This window comes from Pseudochelatococcus lubricantis (genome assembly GCF_011762225.1).
In the GTDB taxonomy this organism is placed as follows: domain Bacteria; phylum Pseudomonadota; class Alphaproteobacteria; order Rhizobiales; family Beijerinckiaceae; genus Pseudochelatococcus; species Pseudochelatococcus lubricantis.
In genome coordinates, this window is the sequence record NZ_JAASQI010000004.1 from 127139 (window position 1) to 146040 (window position 18902).

The 18902-nt window shown below is 68.8% G+C and carries 14 protein-coding genes; 8 read left to right on the top strand and 6 right to left on the bottom strand.

The features are described from left to right. Positions 1–30 precede the first annotated feature (30 nt). On the top strand, positions 31–255 hold the full coding sequence (locus FHS82_RS09925; protein WP_166951824.1) for a hypothetical protein: 225 nt from the start codon (positions 31–33) through the stop codon (positions 253–255). 225 nt (positions 256–480) lie between these two features. Then, the gene (locus FHS82_RS09930) at positions 481–1554 is read left to right on the top strand and encodes a lysylphosphatidylglycerol synthase domain-containing protein (RefSeq protein WP_166951826.1); all 1074 of its coding nucleotides are present in this window, start codon (positions 481–483) and stop codon (positions 1552–1554) included. Positions 1555–1562: 8 nt separating this feature from the next. Here the strand turns inward: FHS82_RS09930 and FHS82_RS09935 are convergent, their stop codons facing one another. Then, entirely contained in the window at positions 1563–2534 is a 972-nt protein-coding gene (locus FHS82_RS09935) for a quinone oxidoreductase family protein (protein WP_166951828.1), read from the bottom strand. A gap of 208 nt (positions 2535–2742) precedes the next feature. On the opposite strand from FHS82_RS09935, the gene FHS82_RS09940 reads away from it, so the two are divergent. The 5 genes from FHS82_RS09940 to murJ all read left to right on the top strand — a co-directional run bounded on the left by FHS82_RS09940 (position 2743) and on the right by murJ (position 7382). Further along, positions 2743–4011 (top strand): UbiH/UbiF family hydroxylase, encoded by a 1269-nt coding sequence (locus FHS82_RS09940; protein WP_166951830.1) that lies wholly within the window; start codon positions 2743–2745, stop codon positions 4009–4011. Beyond that, complete coding sequence (hpt, locus tag FHS82_RS09945; protein ID WP_166951832.1) at positions 4008–4550, top strand: hypoxanthine phosphoribosyltransferase; 543 nt, start codon at positions 4008–4010, stop codon at positions 4548–4550. Before FHS82_RS09940 ends, hpt begins: the two co-directional genes overlap by 4 nt. A 2-nt stretch (positions 4551–4552) precedes the next feature. Beyond that, positions 4553–4912 carry a response regulator gene (locus FHS82_RS09950; protein ID WP_166951834.1) on the top strand — a complete coding sequence of 120 codons (360 nt, stop codon included), beginning with the start codon at positions 4553–4555 and terminating at the stop codon, positions 4910–4912. A 174-nt stretch (positions 4913–5086) separates the two neighbouring features. Next, the gene (locus tag FHS82_RS21340; protein ID WP_166951835.1) at positions 5087–5842 is read left to right on the top strand and encodes a peptidoglycan-binding protein; all 756 of its coding nucleotides are present in this window, start codon (positions 5087–5089) and stop codon (positions 5840–5842) included. Between the two features lie 7 nt (positions 5843–5849). Further along, complete coding sequence (gene murJ / locus FHS82_RS09960) at positions 5850–7382, top strand: murein biosynthesis integral membrane protein MurJ (protein ID WP_166951837.1); 1533 nt, start codon at positions 5850–5852, stop codon at positions 7380–7382. Positions 7383–7531: 149 nt separating this feature from the next. Here murJ and FHS82_RS09965 read toward each other — a convergent pair whose 3' ends face one another. The 4 genes from FHS82_RS09965 to mutS form a co-directional block, all read right to left on the bottom strand. Next, positions 7532–8887 carry an esterase-like activity of phytase family protein gene (locus FHS82_RS09965; RefSeq protein ID WP_166951839.1) on the bottom strand — a complete coding sequence of 452 codons (1356 nt, stop codon included), beginning with the start codon at positions 8885–8887 and terminating at the stop codon, positions 7532–7534. A 112-nt stretch (positions 8888–8999) separates the two neighbouring features. Continuing rightward, complete coding sequence (locus tag FHS82_RS09970; protein WP_166951841.1) at positions 9000–10382, bottom strand: dipeptidase; 1383 nt, start codon at positions 10380–10382, stop codon at positions 9000–9002. Positions 10383–10412: 30 nt separating this feature from the next. Next, a complete protein-coding gene (locus FHS82_RS09975; RefSeq protein ID WP_166951843.1) occupies positions 10413–11960 on the bottom strand; it encodes a helicase HerA-like domain-containing protein in 1548 nt (515 codons plus the stop codon). Between the two features lie 54 nt (positions 11961–12014). Further along, on the bottom strand, positions 12015–14783 hold the full coding sequence (gene mutS, locus FHS82_RS09980; protein ID WP_166951845.1) for a DNA mismatch repair protein MutS: 2769 nt from the start codon (positions 14781–14783) through the stop codon (positions 12015–12017). 167 nt (positions 14784–14950) lie between these two features. Between mutS and FHS82_RS09985 the strand changes: the two genes are divergently transcribed. Beyond that, entirely contained in the window at positions 14951–17233 is a 2283-nt protein-coding gene (locus FHS82_RS09985) for an NADP-dependent malic enzyme (RefSeq protein WP_166951848.1), read from the top strand. A 133-nt stretch (positions 17234–17366) separates the two neighbouring features. Here FHS82_RS09985 and FHS82_RS09990 read toward each other — a convergent pair whose 3' ends face one another. Then, positions 17367–18878: a hypothetical protein gene (locus FHS82_RS09990; protein ID WP_166951501.1), complete on the bottom strand. Its 1512-nt coding sequence runs from the start codon at positions 18876–18878 to the stop codon at positions 17367–17369. Positions 18879–18902: the final 24 nt, after the last annotated feature.

The window sequence follows — 18902 nt, forward strand, 5'->3', positions numbered from 1 at the left end:
TCCACCCGGAAAGCGCTCCAGGAGCATGTCATGAGCACGTTGCGCGATGCGATGGCGGCGATCCGCTCCATCATCCTGATCGAGGAGCGGGTCAGGCAGCAGGGCGAAAAGGTCGAGAAGCTCGCCAACCACGTCGTCGACATCGACCGGCGGCTGCTGCGCGTGGAGACCGTGATCGACCTCGCGCTCGACCGGCGCGGCGGTGGACGGCCCCGCATCGGCTATGGCCCGGCGGACGACGATCCGCGGGCGTAACCCCGCTTTTCCGGCCTCCCGGCCTCTCTTTCCGAATGCTGTGCGCCAATCACGAGTCTTGTTCTAAACTGCCCTTCGCCTGTGCTACAGCAGGCGCAAACGCGGGTTTCGCATCGGGATGCGCGGCCCGCCACCGGATTGCCGCGTTGATCCTGTCCGGTACGCGACGACCTCAATGGTGCCAGCAGCTTCGCCTGCCGGCAGCGACTCGCAGGTGGGACACGAATGAATCCGCAGTTTCCCGAATCGACGTCCGGCGCCGCCGGTCCGGTTTCCGCCGACGCCCGGCCGGATAACGCCGTCTCCGACTCGCAACGCCGGCGCGAGCGGGCGCAGGCGATGATCCGCCGCCGGCAGCGCTGGCAGATGCTGGGTGCGCTGCTCAGCGCGGCCATCTTCCTCGCCGCCCTCGTCGCCCTGTGGCATCTGGCGCACGAGGTGGACGCGGCGCAGCTTCGCGATGCGCTGGCGTCCGCCAGCCTGCGCCAGATCGGTCTCGCGGCCCTGTTCACGGTCATCAGCTACAGCCTGCTGACGGGCTACGATTTCCTCGCGTTGCGGCAGCTGGGCGAGCGCATCGCCTATCACATCACGGCGCTCGCCTCCTTCACGAGCTACGCGGTGAGCTTCACGCTCGGCTTTCCCGTGGTGACGTCCGGCACCGTGCGGTACTGGATCTATTCGCCCAAGGGCCTGAAGGCGTGGAAGATCGCCTCGCTCACCGTCATCGCCGGCATCACCTTCTGGCTCGGCATGGGCTGCGTGCTGGCGTGGAGCCTGCTCCGCGAGGCGCCGGCGCTGAGCGGCCTCCTCTATCTGCGCCCGTCCGTCATTCAGCTCACGGGCGCGGGTGTGCTGGCGGTGCTCATTGGCTACTTCGTCTGGGTATCACTGAAGCGGCGCGCCGTGATCGTTCGCGGCTGGCGGCTGGACCTGCCGGGCTTCCGCCTGTCGCTGGGGCAGACGCTGCTCGGCGCGGGCGACGTCTGCGCGAGCGCCGCCGTGCTGTTCGTGCTGCTGCCCGGCGGCCACGGCATCAGCTTCGAGACGTTTCTGGCGATCTACGTGCTCGCCTGCATGCTGGGCATCGTAAGCCATTCGCCGGGCGGGCTCGGCGTGTTCGAGGCCACCATGCTGATCGCCCTTTCGCAACTCTCGCGCGAGGGTGTGCTGGGCGCGGTGCTACTGTTCCGCCTGTTCTACTATCTCATCCCCTTCGTGCTGGCGCTGATCCTGCTCGCGCTGCACGGCGGCTGGTCGCGCTTAAACAGGAAGTCCGCGCGCACGCGGACCTCCTGAGCGACATCTCACGGCAGCAGGACGGTCGCGCCGGTGGTCTTGCGGCTCGCCAGCGCCCGATGCGCGTCAGCGGCCTCCCGCAGGGGAAAGCGGGCGTTCACGGCGATGTTCACCTTGCCGCCGCCGATCACTCCGAAGAGGTTCTCCGCCTGTTCGAGCAACGTCTCGCGGTGCGCCGTATAGACGTTGAGCGTCGGCCGCGTGGCGTAGAGCGAGCCTTTCTGGCTGAGCAGCAGGATGTCGAACGCCTCGATCACGCCCGAGGCATTGCCGAAGCTGACGAACAGCCCCAGCGGCCGGAGCGTGTCGAGGGAGGCCGGGAACGTGGCCTTGCCCACGCCGTCGTAGACGACGTCGACGCCCCTGCCCTCCGTGATCTCACGCACGCGGGCGACGAAATCCTCCTTCGTGTAGTCGATGACATGGTCAGCGCCGTTGGCGCGGGCCAGCTCCACCTTTTCCGGCGAGCCGGCCGTGCCGATGACCGTGGCGCCGATCAGCTTCGCCCACTGGGTCAGGATGAGGCCGACGCCGCCCGCCGCCGCATGGATCAGGATGGTATGGCCGGGCTCGACCTTGAAGGTGCGGTGCAGCAGATATTCCGCCGTCAGGCCCTTGAGCAGGCTGCCCGCCGCCGTCTCGAAGCCGATGGAGCCCGGGAGCTTCACGACGCTCTTCGCCGGCACCACCGTGCGCTCGGCATAGGCGCCGAGCGTGTGGGTGTAGGCGACGCGGTCGCCAGGAACGAACTCGTCGACGCCCTCCCCGACTGCCTCGATCTCGCCCGCCGCCTCGTTGCCCAGCACGAAGGGCAGTTGCGGCGCCTTGTAGACGCCGGAGCGGAAGTAGGTATCGATATAGTTCACCCCCACCGCCTTGTTGGCGACGAGCACCTCGCCGGGACCCGGCTGGCGGACGGGAACGGTTTCGAACGACAGGACCTCCGGTCCGCCGTAAGCATGGACGACGATGGCGTTCAAGGCGCTACTCCTTCATTCAGGTCGCTGAAACGACAGATTTTATAGCTTGCGCGTCGAGAGTAAGCCCGGGGCCGTCCGTATGCCAGCCATTTCGGCTTGCGGATGCGGCAAGCTGTATTGACGCAAATGTTTGCCCGGCGTGCATCCAGAGGTTATGCAGATTTCGGAGAATGCGGCCACAGCCGGCGAACGAGCACGGAGACGACACATGGCGGCGGATTTCGACATCATCGTCGCGGGCGCGGGGCCCGCCGGCATGGCTACGGCCATCGCGCTGGCGGGAGAGGGATTCGCCACCGCCCTGGTCGGCGAGGCGGGCGCGCCGCGGGACGGGCGCACCGTGGCGCTGCTCGACGGTTCGGTACGCTTCCTGACGGCTATCGGCGTGTGGGAGCGCATCGCCCCCGACGCCGCGCCGATGACGCATATGCGCATCGTGGACGCCACCGGCAGCCTGTTCCGCCCGCCGCCGGTCAGCTTCTCGTCGCGCGAGATCGGCCTCGACGCCTTCGGCCACAATGTCGAGAACGTCAGGCTCGTCGCCCACCTGGCGGAGGCTGCGGCGGCGCGCGAAAACCTCACGCTCCTGCCCGCCCGGGTGGCTGGCTTCGCTGCCACGGAGGAGGCTGCCACGGTCACGCTGGAGGACGGACGGCGAATCGGCGCCCGCCTCGCGGTGGGGGCTGAGGGCCGCCATTCGCCGCTGCGCCGCGCGGCGGGGATCGGCACGCGGACATGGGCCTATCCGCAGACGGCGGTCACCGCCATCCTCGCGCATGCGCGCGACCACGGCGGCGCCTCCACGGAGTTCCACACGCGCGCCGGGCCGTTCACGCTGGTGCCGTTACCGGGACGGGTGTCGAGCCTCGTATGGGTCAACCGCCCGCAGGACGCCGAACGCCTCGCGGCGCTCGACGACGACTCCTTCGCCCGCGCGGTCGAGGAACAGGCGCAAAGCCTGCTCGGTGCCATGCGGGTCGCCGGGCCGCGCGGCGCGGTGCCCCTGTCGGGCATGAGCCCGACGGCGCTCACGGCGCGGCGGCTGGCACTGGTCGGCGAGGCCGCGCACGTCTTCCCGCCCATCGGCGCGCAGGGGCTGAACCTCGGCCTGCGTGACGGCGCGGCACTGCACGACGCTGTCGTGGACGCGCGCGCGAACGGCGTCGACATCGGCGCGGCGCGTGTGCTGGAGCGCTTCGGGCGCGGACGCAGGGTGGATACGGCGCTGCGCACCAACGCCATCGACCTGCTGAACCGCACGCTGCTCGCCGATATGCTGCCGGCGGACCTGCTGCGAGGCGCGGGCCTGCTGACGCTGGGCCTGATCGGACCTCTGCGGCGCGCCGTGATGCGCGAGGGCCTGACGCCCGGCCTCAACACGCCGCGACAGATGCGGCGTCCCGCACGCGAGGGGGCTGGAGCGGGCGGCGCCGAAATGGTATCCCCGATGCCGGATCAACATCGGAATCACGCATGAACCAGTCCGTGCGCATCAGGCCCCTGTTCGGCGAAACAGAGATCGCCGCCCGCAACGAAGAGATCGCACGCGACATCGCGGCGATACAGCCGCGTCACCTGCTGGTCGTCGCCGTGCTGAAGGGCAGCTTCATGTTCGCGGCCGATCTCATCCGCGCCCTCCACCGCGCCGGACTGGCGCCGCAGGTGGAGTTCATCCAGCTCTCCAGCTACAAGGACGGGCTGGTGTCTTCGGGCACCGTCACGATCGTCAAGGATATCGACAGCGACGTCGTGGGGCGCGATGTCCTGCTGCTCGACGACATCCTCGAATCGGGCCGCACGCTGGCCTTCGCCAAGGATCTGCTGGTGGCGCGCGGCGCGCGGCGGGTGCTGTCCGCCGTGCTGCTGGAAAAGCCGAACAAGCGCGCCACCGCCATCCACCCCGATTTCGTCGGCTTCACCTGCCCCGATCTCTTTGTCGTCGGCTACGGCATGGACGCCGCCCATTCCTTCAGGCAATTGCCGTATATCGGCGTTATCGAAAAGAGCGAAACCTGACCATGGCGCGCATCCTGCTTGTGGACGACGAGGCGAGCGTGCGCGGCTTTCTGAAGCGCGGGCTGGAACTCGACGGCCATGACGTCGAAACCGCCGGCGACGGCGCGGAGGGACTCGACACGCTGACGGCGGCGCGCGGTGCGTTCGACCTGCTGCTCACCGACGTGCGCATGCCCCTGATGGACGGCATCGCGCTGGCGCAGGAAGCGGCGGCCCAGTGGCCGGACCTCGTGATCCTGATCATGACCGGCTACTCCGACCAGCACGAACGCGCGCAGGGTCTCACGAATCTCGCCGGCATCCTGCTGAAACCGTTTACGCTCGGCGAGCTGCGCGCCCATGTCGCGCAGGCGCTGGGCTGAAGATGCCGGGCAGACGCCAGCCCGCATGTGCGGAAAGGCACCCGCGCACCTGCTTTGGCGGAGCCTTTAGCGTTCGCTTAAGCCTGCCATGCCATAATTGCCGTGTTGGAATTATCCCGTTCGCGGACCCGCCACCGGTTGGCAGCCCGCCCGGCAGAGGAAACGATCAGACCCGTGCGTGAAGCTCTCGCCCGTTCAGATTTCGACGCCGTCAGGCGCGCGCCCGCGCCCAAGCGCGTGCGAGGACCGGCGACACCTGTTTCCCGCGCTCCGGACGAGCGCCGCGCGCCACGCGCCACCGCGCCGGAACCACCTGTGCTGACGGCGTTCCTGCGCGACATTTCGGGGCTCGCGGCCTCGGCTGTCGTCGGCGCGTTCAGGCGCTATCCGGCGGCGCTCGGCGGTGGCCTGACGGGAGCTGTGCTGGCCGTGTCGATCATCGTCAATGCCGCCTTCCTGCAGGAAGGCACGCACCCCTCGCCGCTTTTCGGTGAGAACAGGGCCGATGCGCCCGCGCAACCCGCGCCCAAGCCTGCTTCCGCCGCCCGGACTCCCGCGCAGGCGCCCCGCCCTCCCGCGCCGCGCCCGGCCGGCACGGCGGAGGCGGCCGTGCAGCCGCAGCCGCCGCGACGGAATGAAGCAGCGGCCGCCGCACCCGCCGTCGCGGCGCCGACCTCGGACGACGCCATCGCGCACCTCCTCGCCACGGGCGCGCCGCCGCGCGAGGCGAAACCAGCGGGCGTGCTCGGCGTGCAGAAGGCGCTCGTCAAGCTCGGCTACGCTATCACGGCGGACGGGCTGATGGGCCCCGCCACGCGGCAGGCGATCATGGCGTTCGAGAAGCTGGAAGGGTTGCCGCAGACGGGCGATCCGGCAACCACGGGCATGCGCAGGGCGCTGGCTGTGGCCGCGGGCACGGCGCTGGACTGAGATACCGATGCTGAAGCACTTCATCTCCGTCAGCGGTTTCACGCTGCTGTCGCGCGTCACCGGACTGTTCCGCGATCTGGCGACAGCCGCCGTTCTGGGCGCTGGCCTGATTGCGGATGCGTTCTTCGTCGCCTTGCGGCTGCCCAATCATTTCCGGGCCATCTTCAGCGAGGGCGCGTTCAACGCCGCGTTCATCCCCGCCTTCACGCGCCTGCACGAAGCGGCGGGCGTGGCGGCGGCGCGCCGCTTCGCCGACAATGTCTGGACGACGATGCTGATCGTCCAGACGCTGGTGCTGGGCATCGCACTCACCTTCATGCCGCAGGTGGTGACGCTGCTCGCACCCGGCTTCGCCGCCGATCCAGAGAAATTCGCGCTCGCGGTGACGCTGACGCGCATCACCTTCCCTTACCTGTTCTTCATCACGCTGGTGACGCTGGTGTCGGGCGTGCTGAACGGCGTGGAGCGCTTCGCGGCGGCGGCGGGCGCGCCGATCCTGCTGAATGTCGCCATCGTCGCCGCACTGGCGCTCGCCTTCCTGTTCCCCTCCGCCGCGCATGCCGCCGCCTGGGGCGTGGCGGCGGCGGGCGTGCTGGAGCTTGCGCTCGTCTACGGCGACGCGCACCGCGCCGGCATCGCGCCCCGCCTCGCCCGCCCGCGGCTCGACGACGACATGCGCACCTTCCTGAAGGCGCTCGGACCGGCGGTGATCGGTTCGGCCGGCGTACAGATCGCGCTGTTCGCCGACACGATCATCGCCTCGCTGCTGCCCACCGGCGCGGTCTCCTCCATCTATTATGCCGACCGACTCTACCAGCTTCCCATCGGCGTTATCGCGCTGGCGGCCGGCACGGTGGTGCTGCCGGAGATGAGCCGCCTGATCGCCGCGAACCGGGACGCCGCCGCGCACGCCGCGCAGAACCGCACGCTGATGCTGGCGCTGGCGCTCGGCGCGCCGTGCATGGTGGCCTTCCTGATCGTGCCGGACCTCATCATGTCCGCCCTGTTCGGGCGCGGCGCCTTCACGGCGGCGGACGCGCAGGCCGCCGGCGCCGTGCTCGCGGCATATGCCTTCGGCCTGCCGGCCATCGTGGCGATTCCCGCACTGGTCGCGAGCTTCCGCGCGAGGCTCGACACGGCGACGCCGGCCGTGGCATCGCTGATCGGCATCGCGGTGAATGTCGCTCTCAAGATCGCGCTCGCGGGCGACATGGGTGCGCCCGGCCTCGCGCTCGCGACGGCGGTCGGCGCGTGGGTGAACGGCGGGCTGCTGTACATCCTCGCGATCCGCAAGCAATGGACCGCGCCCGATGGCGCGCTGGGGCGCACGCTCGTCGCCGTCGCCGTGGCCTGCGTTGCGTTGGCCGTGGCCGCCTATGCCGCGCAGCAATTCGCGGAGCCGTGGATCGTCACCCTGCCGCGTCTGCAGGCCATCATCCACCTCGCCATCGTCGCGGGCGTGGGTGCGCTGGTCTATGGCGCGACGTTGCTCGGCGGGCTGAAGGCGCTGCGCGTGCCGATCCCGCTGCGCAGGCGCTGAGGCATCCGGAAGTTACGTTCGTCAAACACCGGCCGACCTGCCAATACACAACCGGCAAATAACAAAAAACCCCGGCAGGATCTGCCGGGGCCTGAATGCGTATGCGCGAACGCCAGGTGACAAGAAATCAAACACCAATTGACAAGAAATCACTTGGCGGCGAGGAAGTCCTTGACTTCGAGCAGGATGAACTCGTTGTCGTCGGCCTTGTTGGGATCGCGGCTGGCGGAGAACGGCAGGTTGTTGTCGTTGCCGACGATAATGTGCGTGGCGTCCACGACATCGACGTTCTCGATGGTGAAGAAGGGGAAGTCCAGCGCGCCGTTCTTCTCGCCCTTGATGGCGACCTTGTCCGGATCCTGGATCTTCATCAGGTCGATGTAGCCGATCTTGCGGGCGTCCTTGCCAGCATTCTCGTCGGTCAGCTCGATCTTGTAGACGCGCTTGAACTTGGCGGGGGTAGCGAAGCAATCCTTGCGCTTCTCGCCGGCCGGGCAGGCCTTGCTCGCGGTGCCTTCGGTGTCGTCGCGCTCGATGATGAGGCCGTGGGTGGCGTCGACCATGTTGAAGTCGCCGATGGAGTGGCCGTTCTCCTCAAGCGGGAACTTCCAGAAGCGGCCGGTCCACTTCTGATTGGCCACATCGAATTCAAGAATACGCAGGTATTCCTTGCCGTTGTCCTTCTCGGTGGCGTTCGTCGCGGCATCCCACAGCGCGCCTTCGAGCAGCGGATAGAGGAACTTGCCGTCCGGCGAGGAAGCCATGCCCTCGAAGCCCTTCGAGCGGCGCACTTCGAAGTCCACCTTGCCCGGCGCGCCCGGCGTCTTGATGTTGTAATGGTCGGGCGAACGGACGACCTTGCCCGCGACTTCCGTCTCGATCACGGCCTCGACCTTGCCGTCGCGGTCGGTGCGGATCAGGTAGGGGCCGAACTCCTCGCCGAACCAGATCTTGTCGCCGATGAGCTGGAAGGACTCGAGGTCGAAGTCGGAACCCGTGAGATAGCGCTTCTCGGTGCCTTCCTCGGCGATGCGGAACGGAACCTTCTTGTCGGGATCGTGCAGGAAGGTGGTGCTGAGCCGGTTGACCGCGTTCGCCTTCCAGTCGATGGCGTAGTGGTGGATGAAGAGCATGTTGTCCGGCGAATTGGCCTTGTTGCCCATGCCGTTGTCGGTGATGACCCAGAAGGTGCCGTCACGGTCGGCCTTGATGCCGGAATGGCCCTGCACGGCCTGGCCCTTGAAGGGGAACTTGATGCCGGTGGGGCGGCCGTCGTTGATGCCCTCGACGCTCTCGGGTTCGTCGACGCGGGTCGCCTTGCCGGTGGCGTACTTGCCGGCAACGCGCAGGTCGGCCGGCGCATCGGCCGGCGCATCGATGATGGTGAGCGCCGGCAGCGCGGCATGGCCCTTCAGGGTCGCGGTGAACTCCTGCTCAGCCATGGCCGGCGAAGCGACGAGCGCCGAGAACAGCAGGGCGCTGAAAACGGAAGAGGGAATACGCATCGAAAACCCCTGTTGTAGTGGATGACAGGGGTTCTTGATCGGCCCCTTTCATGTCTTCGTGTTAAAGGTTCGGAGACAGAAAGGTGACGTTCAATTCGCCGGATAAAGAGCGTTATTTTGCAAGCTCTTGCAGGACACGCGCCCACGAGCGCGCACCCTTGTGGAAGCTTTTCAACGCATATTTCTCGTTCGGCGAATGAATCCGGTCATCGTCGAGTCCGAATCCGATCAGCAGCGGCTCGGCCCGAAGATTGCTCCGCAGGGTGGCGATGATCGGGATGGAGCCGCCGCCGCCGATGGTGACCGGCGCCTTGCCCCATTCGTCCGCGAGCGCCTTCGCCGCCTTCGCCAGCCAAGGGCTGTCGAGCGGCACGGAAACGGCGGGTGCGCCATCACCGGAGCCGAAGGTCACCGAGGCGTCGGCGGGGATGAGTTCGCGCACGTAAGCGCGGAAGGAGTCACGCACGCTGACGGGGTTCTGGTCGCCCACGAGACGGAAGGTGATCTTGGCGCGCGCCTCGGCGGGGATGACGGTCTTCGATCCCTCGCCCGTATAGCCGCCGATGATGCCGTTGATGTCGAAGGCCGGACGGGACTGGATCTGCTCGATCACGTCGCGGTCCTTCTCACCCGCCGGCACTGAGAGCCCCACCGGACCGAGGAAGGTGTCCGCGTCGAGGCCGAGCTGCCGCCATTCGGCACGCACCTCCTCCGGCACCTCGGGCACGCCTTCGTAGAAACCGGGGATGGTGATGCGCCCTTCCTTGTCGCGCAGCGCGGCGATGATGCCGGCGAGCACGTGGATGGCGTTCTGCGCGGCACCGCCGAACAGGCCCGAATGCAGATCGCGATCGGCCGTGCGGACGACGATCTCGTCGTGGACGAGGCCGCGCAGGCCAGTGGTGATGGCAGGTGTCTCCGGATCCCACTGGTTCGTGTCGCACACGAGCACGACATCCGCCCGCAGCTTCGGCAGGCTGGCGTCGACGAAGGCCGGCAGGTTGACCGAGCCTACCTCCTCCTCGCCCTCGATCAGCACGGAGACGCCGACAGGCAACGTGCCGGTGACCGCCTTCCACGCGCGCACGGCCTCCAGAAAGGTGAGAATCTGCCCCTTGTCGTCGGCGGCGCCGCGCGCGCGGATGATCTTGCCGCCATCCGGCAGGGTCTCGATCCGCGGCTCGAAGGGCTGGCTGTCCCACAGTTCCAGCGGATCGACGGGCTGCACGTCGTAGTGGCCGTAGAACAGCACGCGCGTGTCGGAGGCGCCGTCCTGCGCGCCGAGCACGACGGGATGGCCGGGGGTGGGGTGCACGTCGGCCCGGAAGCCGAGCCCGGCGAGTTCGGCGCGCACGTATTCCGCCGCGCGGCGGCACTCGTCCCGGTGGGCCGGATCGGTGGAGATGGAGGCAATTCGCAGGAACGCGAACAGGCGCTCCAGCGAGGCGTCGAGGTTTTCGTCGATATGGGCAAGAACAGCGTCGAGCTGCGACATGTTAAGCGTCCTTCCAGAAATCCGATACGTTCAGCGCCGCAGGATGCCGCCCAGCGTGCCGCGCACGATGGCGCGGCCGATGCTGCTGCCCGTCTGCCCGCCGATGGAGCGGCCGACATCGGCCGCGAGCTGTCCGAGCACCCTGTCCGTGACGCTGCGGGTCACGTCGCGGGCAATTGCTTGCCCCGCCGTCAGCCGCTCACCGCGCGGGCGCGAGGTGCCGAAGATCGAGCCCAGGAAATCGCCGATGCCGCCGAGCACACCCGCCTCCGCCTGCGGCGCATTGGCGGCCTCCGCCGCGCCCCGGGCGCGGCTGGTGAGCACCTCGTAGGCCGACTCGCGGTCGATGGCGGCGTCGTACCGGCCGCGCAGGGGGCTTGCGGCGATCGCGGCGGCGCGCTCCGCCGCCGTCAACGGCCCCACACGCGCCGAAGGCGGGGCGATCAGCGTGCGCGTGACGATCTCCGGCGCGCCTTTCGCGTCGAGCAGCGAGACAAGCGCCTCACCGACGCCGAGTTCCGTGATCGCCTTCTGCGTGTCGAAGGCCGGATTCTGCCGGAAGGTCTCCGCCGCCGCCTTGACCGCCCGCTGGTCGCGCGGGGTGAAGGCGCGCAGCGCGTGCTGCACGCGGTTGCCCAGCTGGCCGAGCACGGCGTCGGGGATATCGAGCGGGTTCTGCGTCACGAAATAGACGCCCACGCCCTTGGAGCGGATGAGGCGCACCACGCGCTCCACCGCCTCCAGCAGGGCCTTGGGCGCGCCGTCGAACAGCAGATGCGCCTCGTCGAAGAAGAACACCAGCACCGGCTTGTCGGGATCACCGACCTCGGGCAGCTGCTCGAAGAGTTCCGACAGGAGCCACAGCAGGAATGTGGCGTAGACGCGCGGGCTGTTCATGAGCCGGTCGGCGGCCAGGATGTTGATGACGCCGCGCCCGTCGCGGTCGGTGCGGATGAGATCGCCGATCTCCAGCGCGGGCTCGCCGAAGAACTTTTCCGCGTTCTGGTTCTCCAGCACGAGCAGACGCCGCTGGATGGAGCCCACGGACTGGCGCGCGATGTTGCCGTACTCGATGGAGAGCTGCGGTGCGTTTTCCCCGATATGCGTGAGGAGCGCGCGCAGGTCCTTGAGATCGAGCAGCAGCAGGCCCTGCTCGTCGGCGACGCGGAAGGCGATGTTGAGGATTCCCTCCTGCGTCTCGTTGAGATCGAGCAGGCGCGAGAGCAGCAGCGGCCCCATGTCGGAGATGGTGGCGCGCACCGGATGGCCCTGCTCGCCGAACACGTCCCAGAAGGTGACGGGGAAGCGGTCCGGCACGTATTCGACGCCGATTTCCTCGGCCCGCTTGATGAAGGGCGCCGCGCCGTCGCCCGGCGCCGCGAGGCCGGAAAGGTCACCCTTGATGTCGGAGGCGAACACCGGCACGCCGGCGTTGGAAAAACCTTCCACCAGCACCTGCAGCGTCACCGTCTTGCCGGTGCCGGTGGCACCCGTCACGAGGCCGTGCCGGTTGGCGCGCTTCAGCAGCAACGTTTCCGGCTTGTCGCTTTTGCCGACAAAGATGCCTTCATTTGCCATCCGGAAAAACCTCTCGTCAAAAAACCTTGCCGGAGAACCTGCACAACGGAAGGATCAGTTTATCTTTTCACCGGCTTCGTCAAGGCGCAAGCCCTTCAGCCGGTAGAGCGCCTCCAGCGCCTCGCGCGGCGACAGCTCGTCGGGCACGATGGTATCGAGCGCCTCCCGCAGCGGATCGGCCCGGACCTCCGTCGCGGCGGCGCGCGGCGCGTTGAAGGCGGCGAACAGCGGCAGATCGTCGATCAGCGCGCTGACCGGCTTTTCCCGCTCGCTCTTCTCCAGCTCGCTCAGGATGGCGCGCGCGCGGTGGATGACCTTTGCCGGCAAGCCCGCCAGCTTGGCCACCTGGATGCCGTAGGAGCGGTCCGCCGCACCTGGCACGACCTCGTGCAGGAAGACGACCTCGCCCTGCCATTCCGTGACGCGCACCGTGGCGTTGGAGACGCGCTTCAGGCGGTCGGCGAGCGCCGTGAGTTCGTGGTAGTGGGTGGCGAACAGCGCCCGGCAACGGTTCGCCTCGTGCAGGTGCTCGATGGCCGCCCAGGCGATGGACAGGCCGTCGAAGGTCGCGGTGCCGCGCCCGATCTCGTCCAGGATCACGAGCGAACGCTCGCCGGCCTGGTTGAGGATGGCGGCGGTCTCGATCATCTCGACCATGAAGGTGGAGCGCCCGCGCGCCAGGTCGTCCGCCGCGCCCACGCGCGAGAACAGCCGGTCCACGACGCCGACGCGGGCTGCCTTCGCCGGAACGAAGGCTCCCATCTGCGCCAGCACCACGATGAGCGCGCTCTGGCGCAGGAAGGTCGATTTGCCGGCCATGTTCGGCCCGGTGATCAGCGTGATGCGGCCCCATTTCGCGGCGCCCGGCGGCGACAGATCGCAATCGTTGGCCACGAAGGCGACGCCGTTGCGCCGGCACGCGGCCTCGACCACCGGATGGCGACCGCCCTCCACGGCGAAGTCGAGGCTGGCGTCGACATGCGGCCGCGTCCAGCCGAGATCGACGGCAAGATCGGCGAGCGCGGCCGTGACGTCGACGACGGCAAGCGCATCCGCCGCCCGCTTGATGGTCTCTGCATGGTCCGCGAGGGCGCCGGCCAGCCGGTCGAAAACCGCGTGCTCGATGGCGAGCGCCCGTCCGCCGGCGGAGGCGATCCGCGATTCGAGTTCGCCGAGTTCCACGGTGGAAAAGCGCATGGTGCCCGCCATTGTCTGGCGATGAGAAAAGGTCTCGTTGAGCGGCGGGCGCACGAAAGCCTCGCCCGCCGCCTGTGGCACCTCGACGAAATAGCCGATCAGGTTGTTGTGCTTGACCTTGAGCTGCCGGCAGCCGCTCTCCCCGGCATAGCGCGCCTGCAGGGCGGCGATGACCTTTCGCGAATCGGCCTGCAGCAGGCGCGCCTCGTCGAGGCCCGCGTCATGGCCCGCGCGCACGAAGCCGCCGTCACGTTTCAGCAGCGGCAGGTCGTCGGCAAGCGCGGCGGCGAGCGCCTCTCCCCAGGCGGGATCGAGGGCATCGAGATCCCGCCGCGCGGCATCGAGTTCTGCCGGCAGGCCGGCGGAGACCGCGCCGGAGGCCATGTCGCCCGCGACGGCGCGCGCCGCGGCGAGACCGTCGCGCACGGTGGCGAGATCGCGCGGACCGCCACGGCCCAGCATCAGCCGCGACAGGGCGCGGGCCATGTCCGGCGCGGCGCGCAGCCGGGCGCGCAGGCGCTCCCGCAGCACGATGTCGTCCACGAGTGCCTGCACCGCATCCTGCCGCGCCGCGATGGCCGGCGGGTCCGTGAGCGGCCCGCCCAGGCGCTCCGCCAGCAGCCGCCCGCCGCCCGGCGTCAACGTGCGGTCGATGGCGGCGAGCAGGCTGCCCGCCCGCTCGCCGGACAGGGTGCGGGTGAGTTCGAGATTGGCGCGGGTCGCGGCATCGATGGCGAGGCCCGAACCCTCCGCCTCGTGCGCGGGCGGCGACAACGGCGGGCGCGACCCGAGCTGCGTGCGCTCCACATAGGCAACGACGGCAGCGCAGGCGGACAGCTCCGCCGGGCTGAACTGGCCGAAGCCGGCCAACTCCGCCACGCCGAAATACTCCCGCAGCCGCCGCGCGGCAGAGGCGGAATCGAAGCCCTCGTGCGCCACGGGCGTAACGGCGGCGCGCTGCTCCTGCCAGAAGGCGCGCAGGCCCTCGTCGTCGTGAATGGCATCCGGAAGGATGATCTCGCGCGGCTCCAGCCGGGCGATCTCCGCCATCAGGGCGATGCCCGCCACTTCCGACACGGTGAAGCGGCCGGTGGAAATGTCGGCGGCGGCGACCGCGTAGGCCCATTCGCGCTCCGACAGGCGGCGGCGCGCCACGGCCGCCAGCCAGTTGGCGCGGCCGGGCTCCAGCAGGCGATCCTCCGTGATGGTGCCGGGCGTGACGAGCCGCACCACCGCGCGCCGCACCACGGATTTGCCGCCGCGCTTGCGCGCCTCGGCCGGGTCTTCCGTCTGCTCGCACACGGCGACGCGGTGACCGGCGGCGATGAGACGCTCCAGATAGTCCTCCGCCTTGTCCACCGGCACGCCGCACATCGGGATATCCTCGCCCAGATGCTTGCCGCGTTTGGTGAGCACGATGCCGAGCGTGCGCGAGGCAACTTCCGCGTCGGCGAAAAAAAGTTCATAGAAATCGCCCATACGATAGAACAGCAGCGTATCGGGATGAGCGACCTTGATCTCGATATACTGCTGCATCATCGGCGACGGCTTTTCCGCCGCATTCGGGCGGGCGGAAGCGTCGTCGACGGGAGGCACGGGAGAAGGAGCGGCAGACAGTCGGATCATGACACGAGGTTAACAGACCCGCACGAAGCTTTCATCCCGACCCGCAAGGCGGCCATGCACGAAACGGTGGAGAACCGCGCTTGAGCCTCGCCGTCACGGCCGATATGGTTTTATCTGAAACAGTTCAAGCCACCAGACAATTCCGGACCCAAGGCAGATCCCCGACAATGACAGATCGCAAACCGAAGACCCGCCTGACCTACACCGACCAGGAGGCGCTGAACTTCCATTCCCGCGGCCGCCCCGGCAAGCTGGAGGTGATCGCGACGAAGCCGATGACCACCCAGCGCGATCTGTCGCTTGCCTATTCGCCCGGCGTCGCCGTGCCCGTACGCGCCATCCACGATAATCCGGCGCTCGCCTACGACTACACCGCGCGCAGCAACCTCGTCGCGGTCATCACCAACGGTACGGCGATTCTCGGCCTCGGCAACCTGGGCGCGCTCGCCTCGAAGCCGGTGATGGAAGGCAAGGCGGTGCTGTTCAAGCGCTTCGCCGACATCGACGCCTTCGACCTCGAAGTCGACACGCAGGACGTGGAAGAGTTCATCAACGCGGTGCGTTACCTCGGCCCCACCTTCGGCGGCATCAATCTGGAGGACATCAAGGCGCCCGAGTGCTTCGTCATCGAGGCGCGCCTCAAGGAGCTGATGGACATCCCCGTCTTCCACGACGACCAGCACGGCACGGCGATCATCGCGGCGGCGGGCATCATCAATGCGCTGCACCTGACGGGCCGCGACATCGCTGACACGCGGCTCGTCGTCAACGGCGCGGGCGCGGCCGGCATCGCCTCCGTGGAGCTTGCCAAGGGACTCGGCTTCCGCTCCGAAAACGTCATCCTGTGCGACACCAAGGGCGTCATCTACAAGGGGCGCGCCGAGGGCATGAACCAGTGGAAATCCGCCCACGCCGTGGAAACGGACGCGCGCACGCTCGCCGAGGCGGTCAAGGGCGCCGACGTCTTCTTCGGTCTCTCGGCCAAGGGCGCGCTGACGCCCGAGATGGTGGCGAGCATGGCGGACAACCCGATCATCTTCGCCATGGCCAACCCGGACCCGGAGATCACGCCGGAAGAAGTGGCCAAGGTGCGCGACGACGCCATCATGGCCACCGGCCGCTCGGACTATCCCAACCAGATCAATAACGTACTGGGCTTTCCCTACATCTTCCGCGGTGCGCTGGACGTGCGCGCCACCACCATCAACATGGAGATGAAGACGGCCGCCGTCCACGCGCTGGCGCAGCTCGCGCGGGAGGATGTGCCGGACGAGGTCGCCGCCGCCTACGATGGCGCGCGCCCACGTTTCGGCCGGGACTACATCATCCCCGCGCCCTTCGACCCGCGCCTGATCCATGTCGTGCCGCCGGCGGTGGCGCTGGCGGCGGCCGAGACCGGCGTCGCCCGCCAGCCGATCGGGAGCATGGCGGCATACAAGACGCAGCTCTCCGCGCGCCGCGATCCGGTGGTCAGCGTGCTCAACACGGTGTTCGAGCGCGTGCGCCGCTTCCCCAAGCGCGTCGTGTTCGCGGAAGGCGAGGAGGAGGCCGTGATTCGCGCCGCCCTCTCCTACGTACACCAGGGCCTCGGCAGCGCCATCCTGGTGGGCCGGGAAGAGCGCGTGCGCGAGACGGCCGCCGCCGCCGGCCTCGACATAGACGGCCGCGCCGGCATCGAGATCCACAACGCCGCGCGCTCGCAGCACAACAGGCTCTACACGCAGTTTCTCTACCAGCGGCTGCAGCGGCGCGGATACCTGCTGCGCGACTGCCAGCGGCTGATCAACCAGGACCGCAACCATTTCGCCGCCGCCATGGTGGCGCACGGCGATGCGGATGCCATGGTAACCGGCGTCACGCGCAACTATCACACGGCGCTGGAGGACGTTCTGCGGGTGATCGACGCCCGCCCCGGCCACCGGATCATCGGCGTCTCCATCGCCATCACGCGCGGGCGCACCGTGCTGATCGCCGACACGGCGATCACCGAGTTTCCCAGCGCGGAGGATCTGGCCGTCATCGCCACCGAGGCCGCGGGCGTCGCGCGCCGGCTGGGCTACGATCCGCGCGTGGCGCTGCTTGCCTTCGCCACCTTCGGCCAGCCGCGCGGCGACCGCGCCACCCATGTGCAGGAGGCCGTGCGCATCCTCGACAGGCAGCGGGCGCGCTTCGAATACGACGGCGAGATAAGCGCCGACGTCGCCCTGAACCCGGAACTGCTGGCACTCTATCCGTTCAGCCGCCTGAAGGAACCCGCCAACGTGCTGGTGATGCCGGCGCTGCATTCTGCGTCCATCTCGACGCACATGCTGCAGGAACTCGGCGCGACGACGGTCGTCGGCCCGCTGATCGTCGGCCTTAACAAGCCCGTGCAGATCGTGCCGCTCGGCGCGAAAGACGTCGATATCGTGAATATCGCGGCGCTCGCCGCCTACAACATCGGCGGTTGAGGCCAAAGCAACGCGCCGGGAAACGAATATCGCTTCCCGGCGCGCTGATGGATGGACGGCAAGACGAAGCCCGATGACACTCCGGAACGGCCGTTCCCGCTACGGGCGACCAGCCCGGAAGGGGATCGGCGCGTTACTCGTCTTTCTTGGGCGGTGCGGTGGGCGCGCGCCCGAGGAGGCGGGCAAACTCGGCCTCGATATTTTCCAGCGACGACAGGTCGACCGACGATCCGCCCGGCGCGGACGACCACGGCGGCGGCGCGGCAGGGGCAGGAGTGGGAGCGGGTGGCGGAGGCGCCGGCTGGGCAGCCGGCTGTGGCGCGGGCGCCTCCGGTTTCGGCTCGGAGGGCGGAGGCGGAGGCGGAACCGGCGGTGCGGCCGGCTCGGGCCGGGCGATCTCCACCGGGGGCACGGAGACGGCCGCCTTCAGCGCCTCGCTTCTTTCCACCGGCGGCGGCGGAGCAGGTGGCGGCGGAGCAGGTGGCGGCGGAGCAGGTGGCGGCGGAGCAGGTGGCGTGATCGTCACGGTGGGCTGCGGCGGGCGGGGAGCGCGTGGCGGCGCGCCGAACGATCCAAGTCCGGGCGGGATGCCGAGGGAGGCGATCGGCGGGGGCGGAGGCGGCGGTGTCTCCGCCTTGGGGCGCGGCTCGAACGGAAACAGCGGAACATTCGAAACGGGCGGCTGGGGAGCAGGCGGCTGCGGGGCCGGAGCAGGCTCGCTCTTCGGCACGGTCACGGAAGGCGGCGCGGAAGTCTCCTCGCGGACGGCCTGCGCCTTGACCTCGTTGCCAGTGTCGGCGTCCCGCTCCGTGGCTCCGGCATCGATGTCGACGCCAGCGGCGGGAGACGGGCGAACGGCCGAGAACGGCCGCTTGAGTGCTTCCTCAAGCTGGCGGGCCACGGCGCTGAAATGGCCGAGCGCCTTCTTGCCGACCGTTTCGGAAATTGACCGGATCGTCGTCTCGCCTTCCTCGGGCACCGGCGAGGTGGGCGGCAGGATACCGGCGGGCGGGAGGATACCGGCGACGCCTTCCTCCGCCGCGACGGCCGGCGGCCGTCCCTCGGCATCCCTCGCCGGCGGGGGCGGAACCGGCGGCGGCAGGGGTGTCGTCACCGGCCGCGGCGCGGTCACGTTGCGGACGGGCGCGGGCGCCTCCGGAAGGGGCCGCTCCGGCGGCGGGAAAACCGGAAGATCAAGCGCGGCGGTGCCCTCGCCGGACACCGGGCCGTGCCCCAGCTCCGGTTCGCCGGTACGGACGGGACGGTCGGCGGCGAGCGGCGGTTGCGCCGCCGGATGGGGCTGCGGCTGCTGGGTCTGGGCGGGCGGTGGGCCCGGCACGCGATACTGGATGCGCCCGATTCCACTCTCGACGAGCAGGTCGTTGGGGCCGCCGATGAGAACGAGATGCTCGATATTGTCGCGCCGGAGCAACAGGAGCTGCCTTTGCGCATCGATATCCACAACATCCACGACGCCGAGCCGCTGCTGGCGATGGCGGACGCCGCTGCTGCCGAGGCTTAACCGGGACCTTCCGCCAGTGATTCGGCGCAGTACCGCAGCGAACACCGCGATGACGCCAAGAATGATCACAAAGGCAAGCAGATATTGAATCGCTGCCGGCGTATTGCTTCCGAATATCTGCACGCTCGCGTCTCCCCCGCCTCGGAA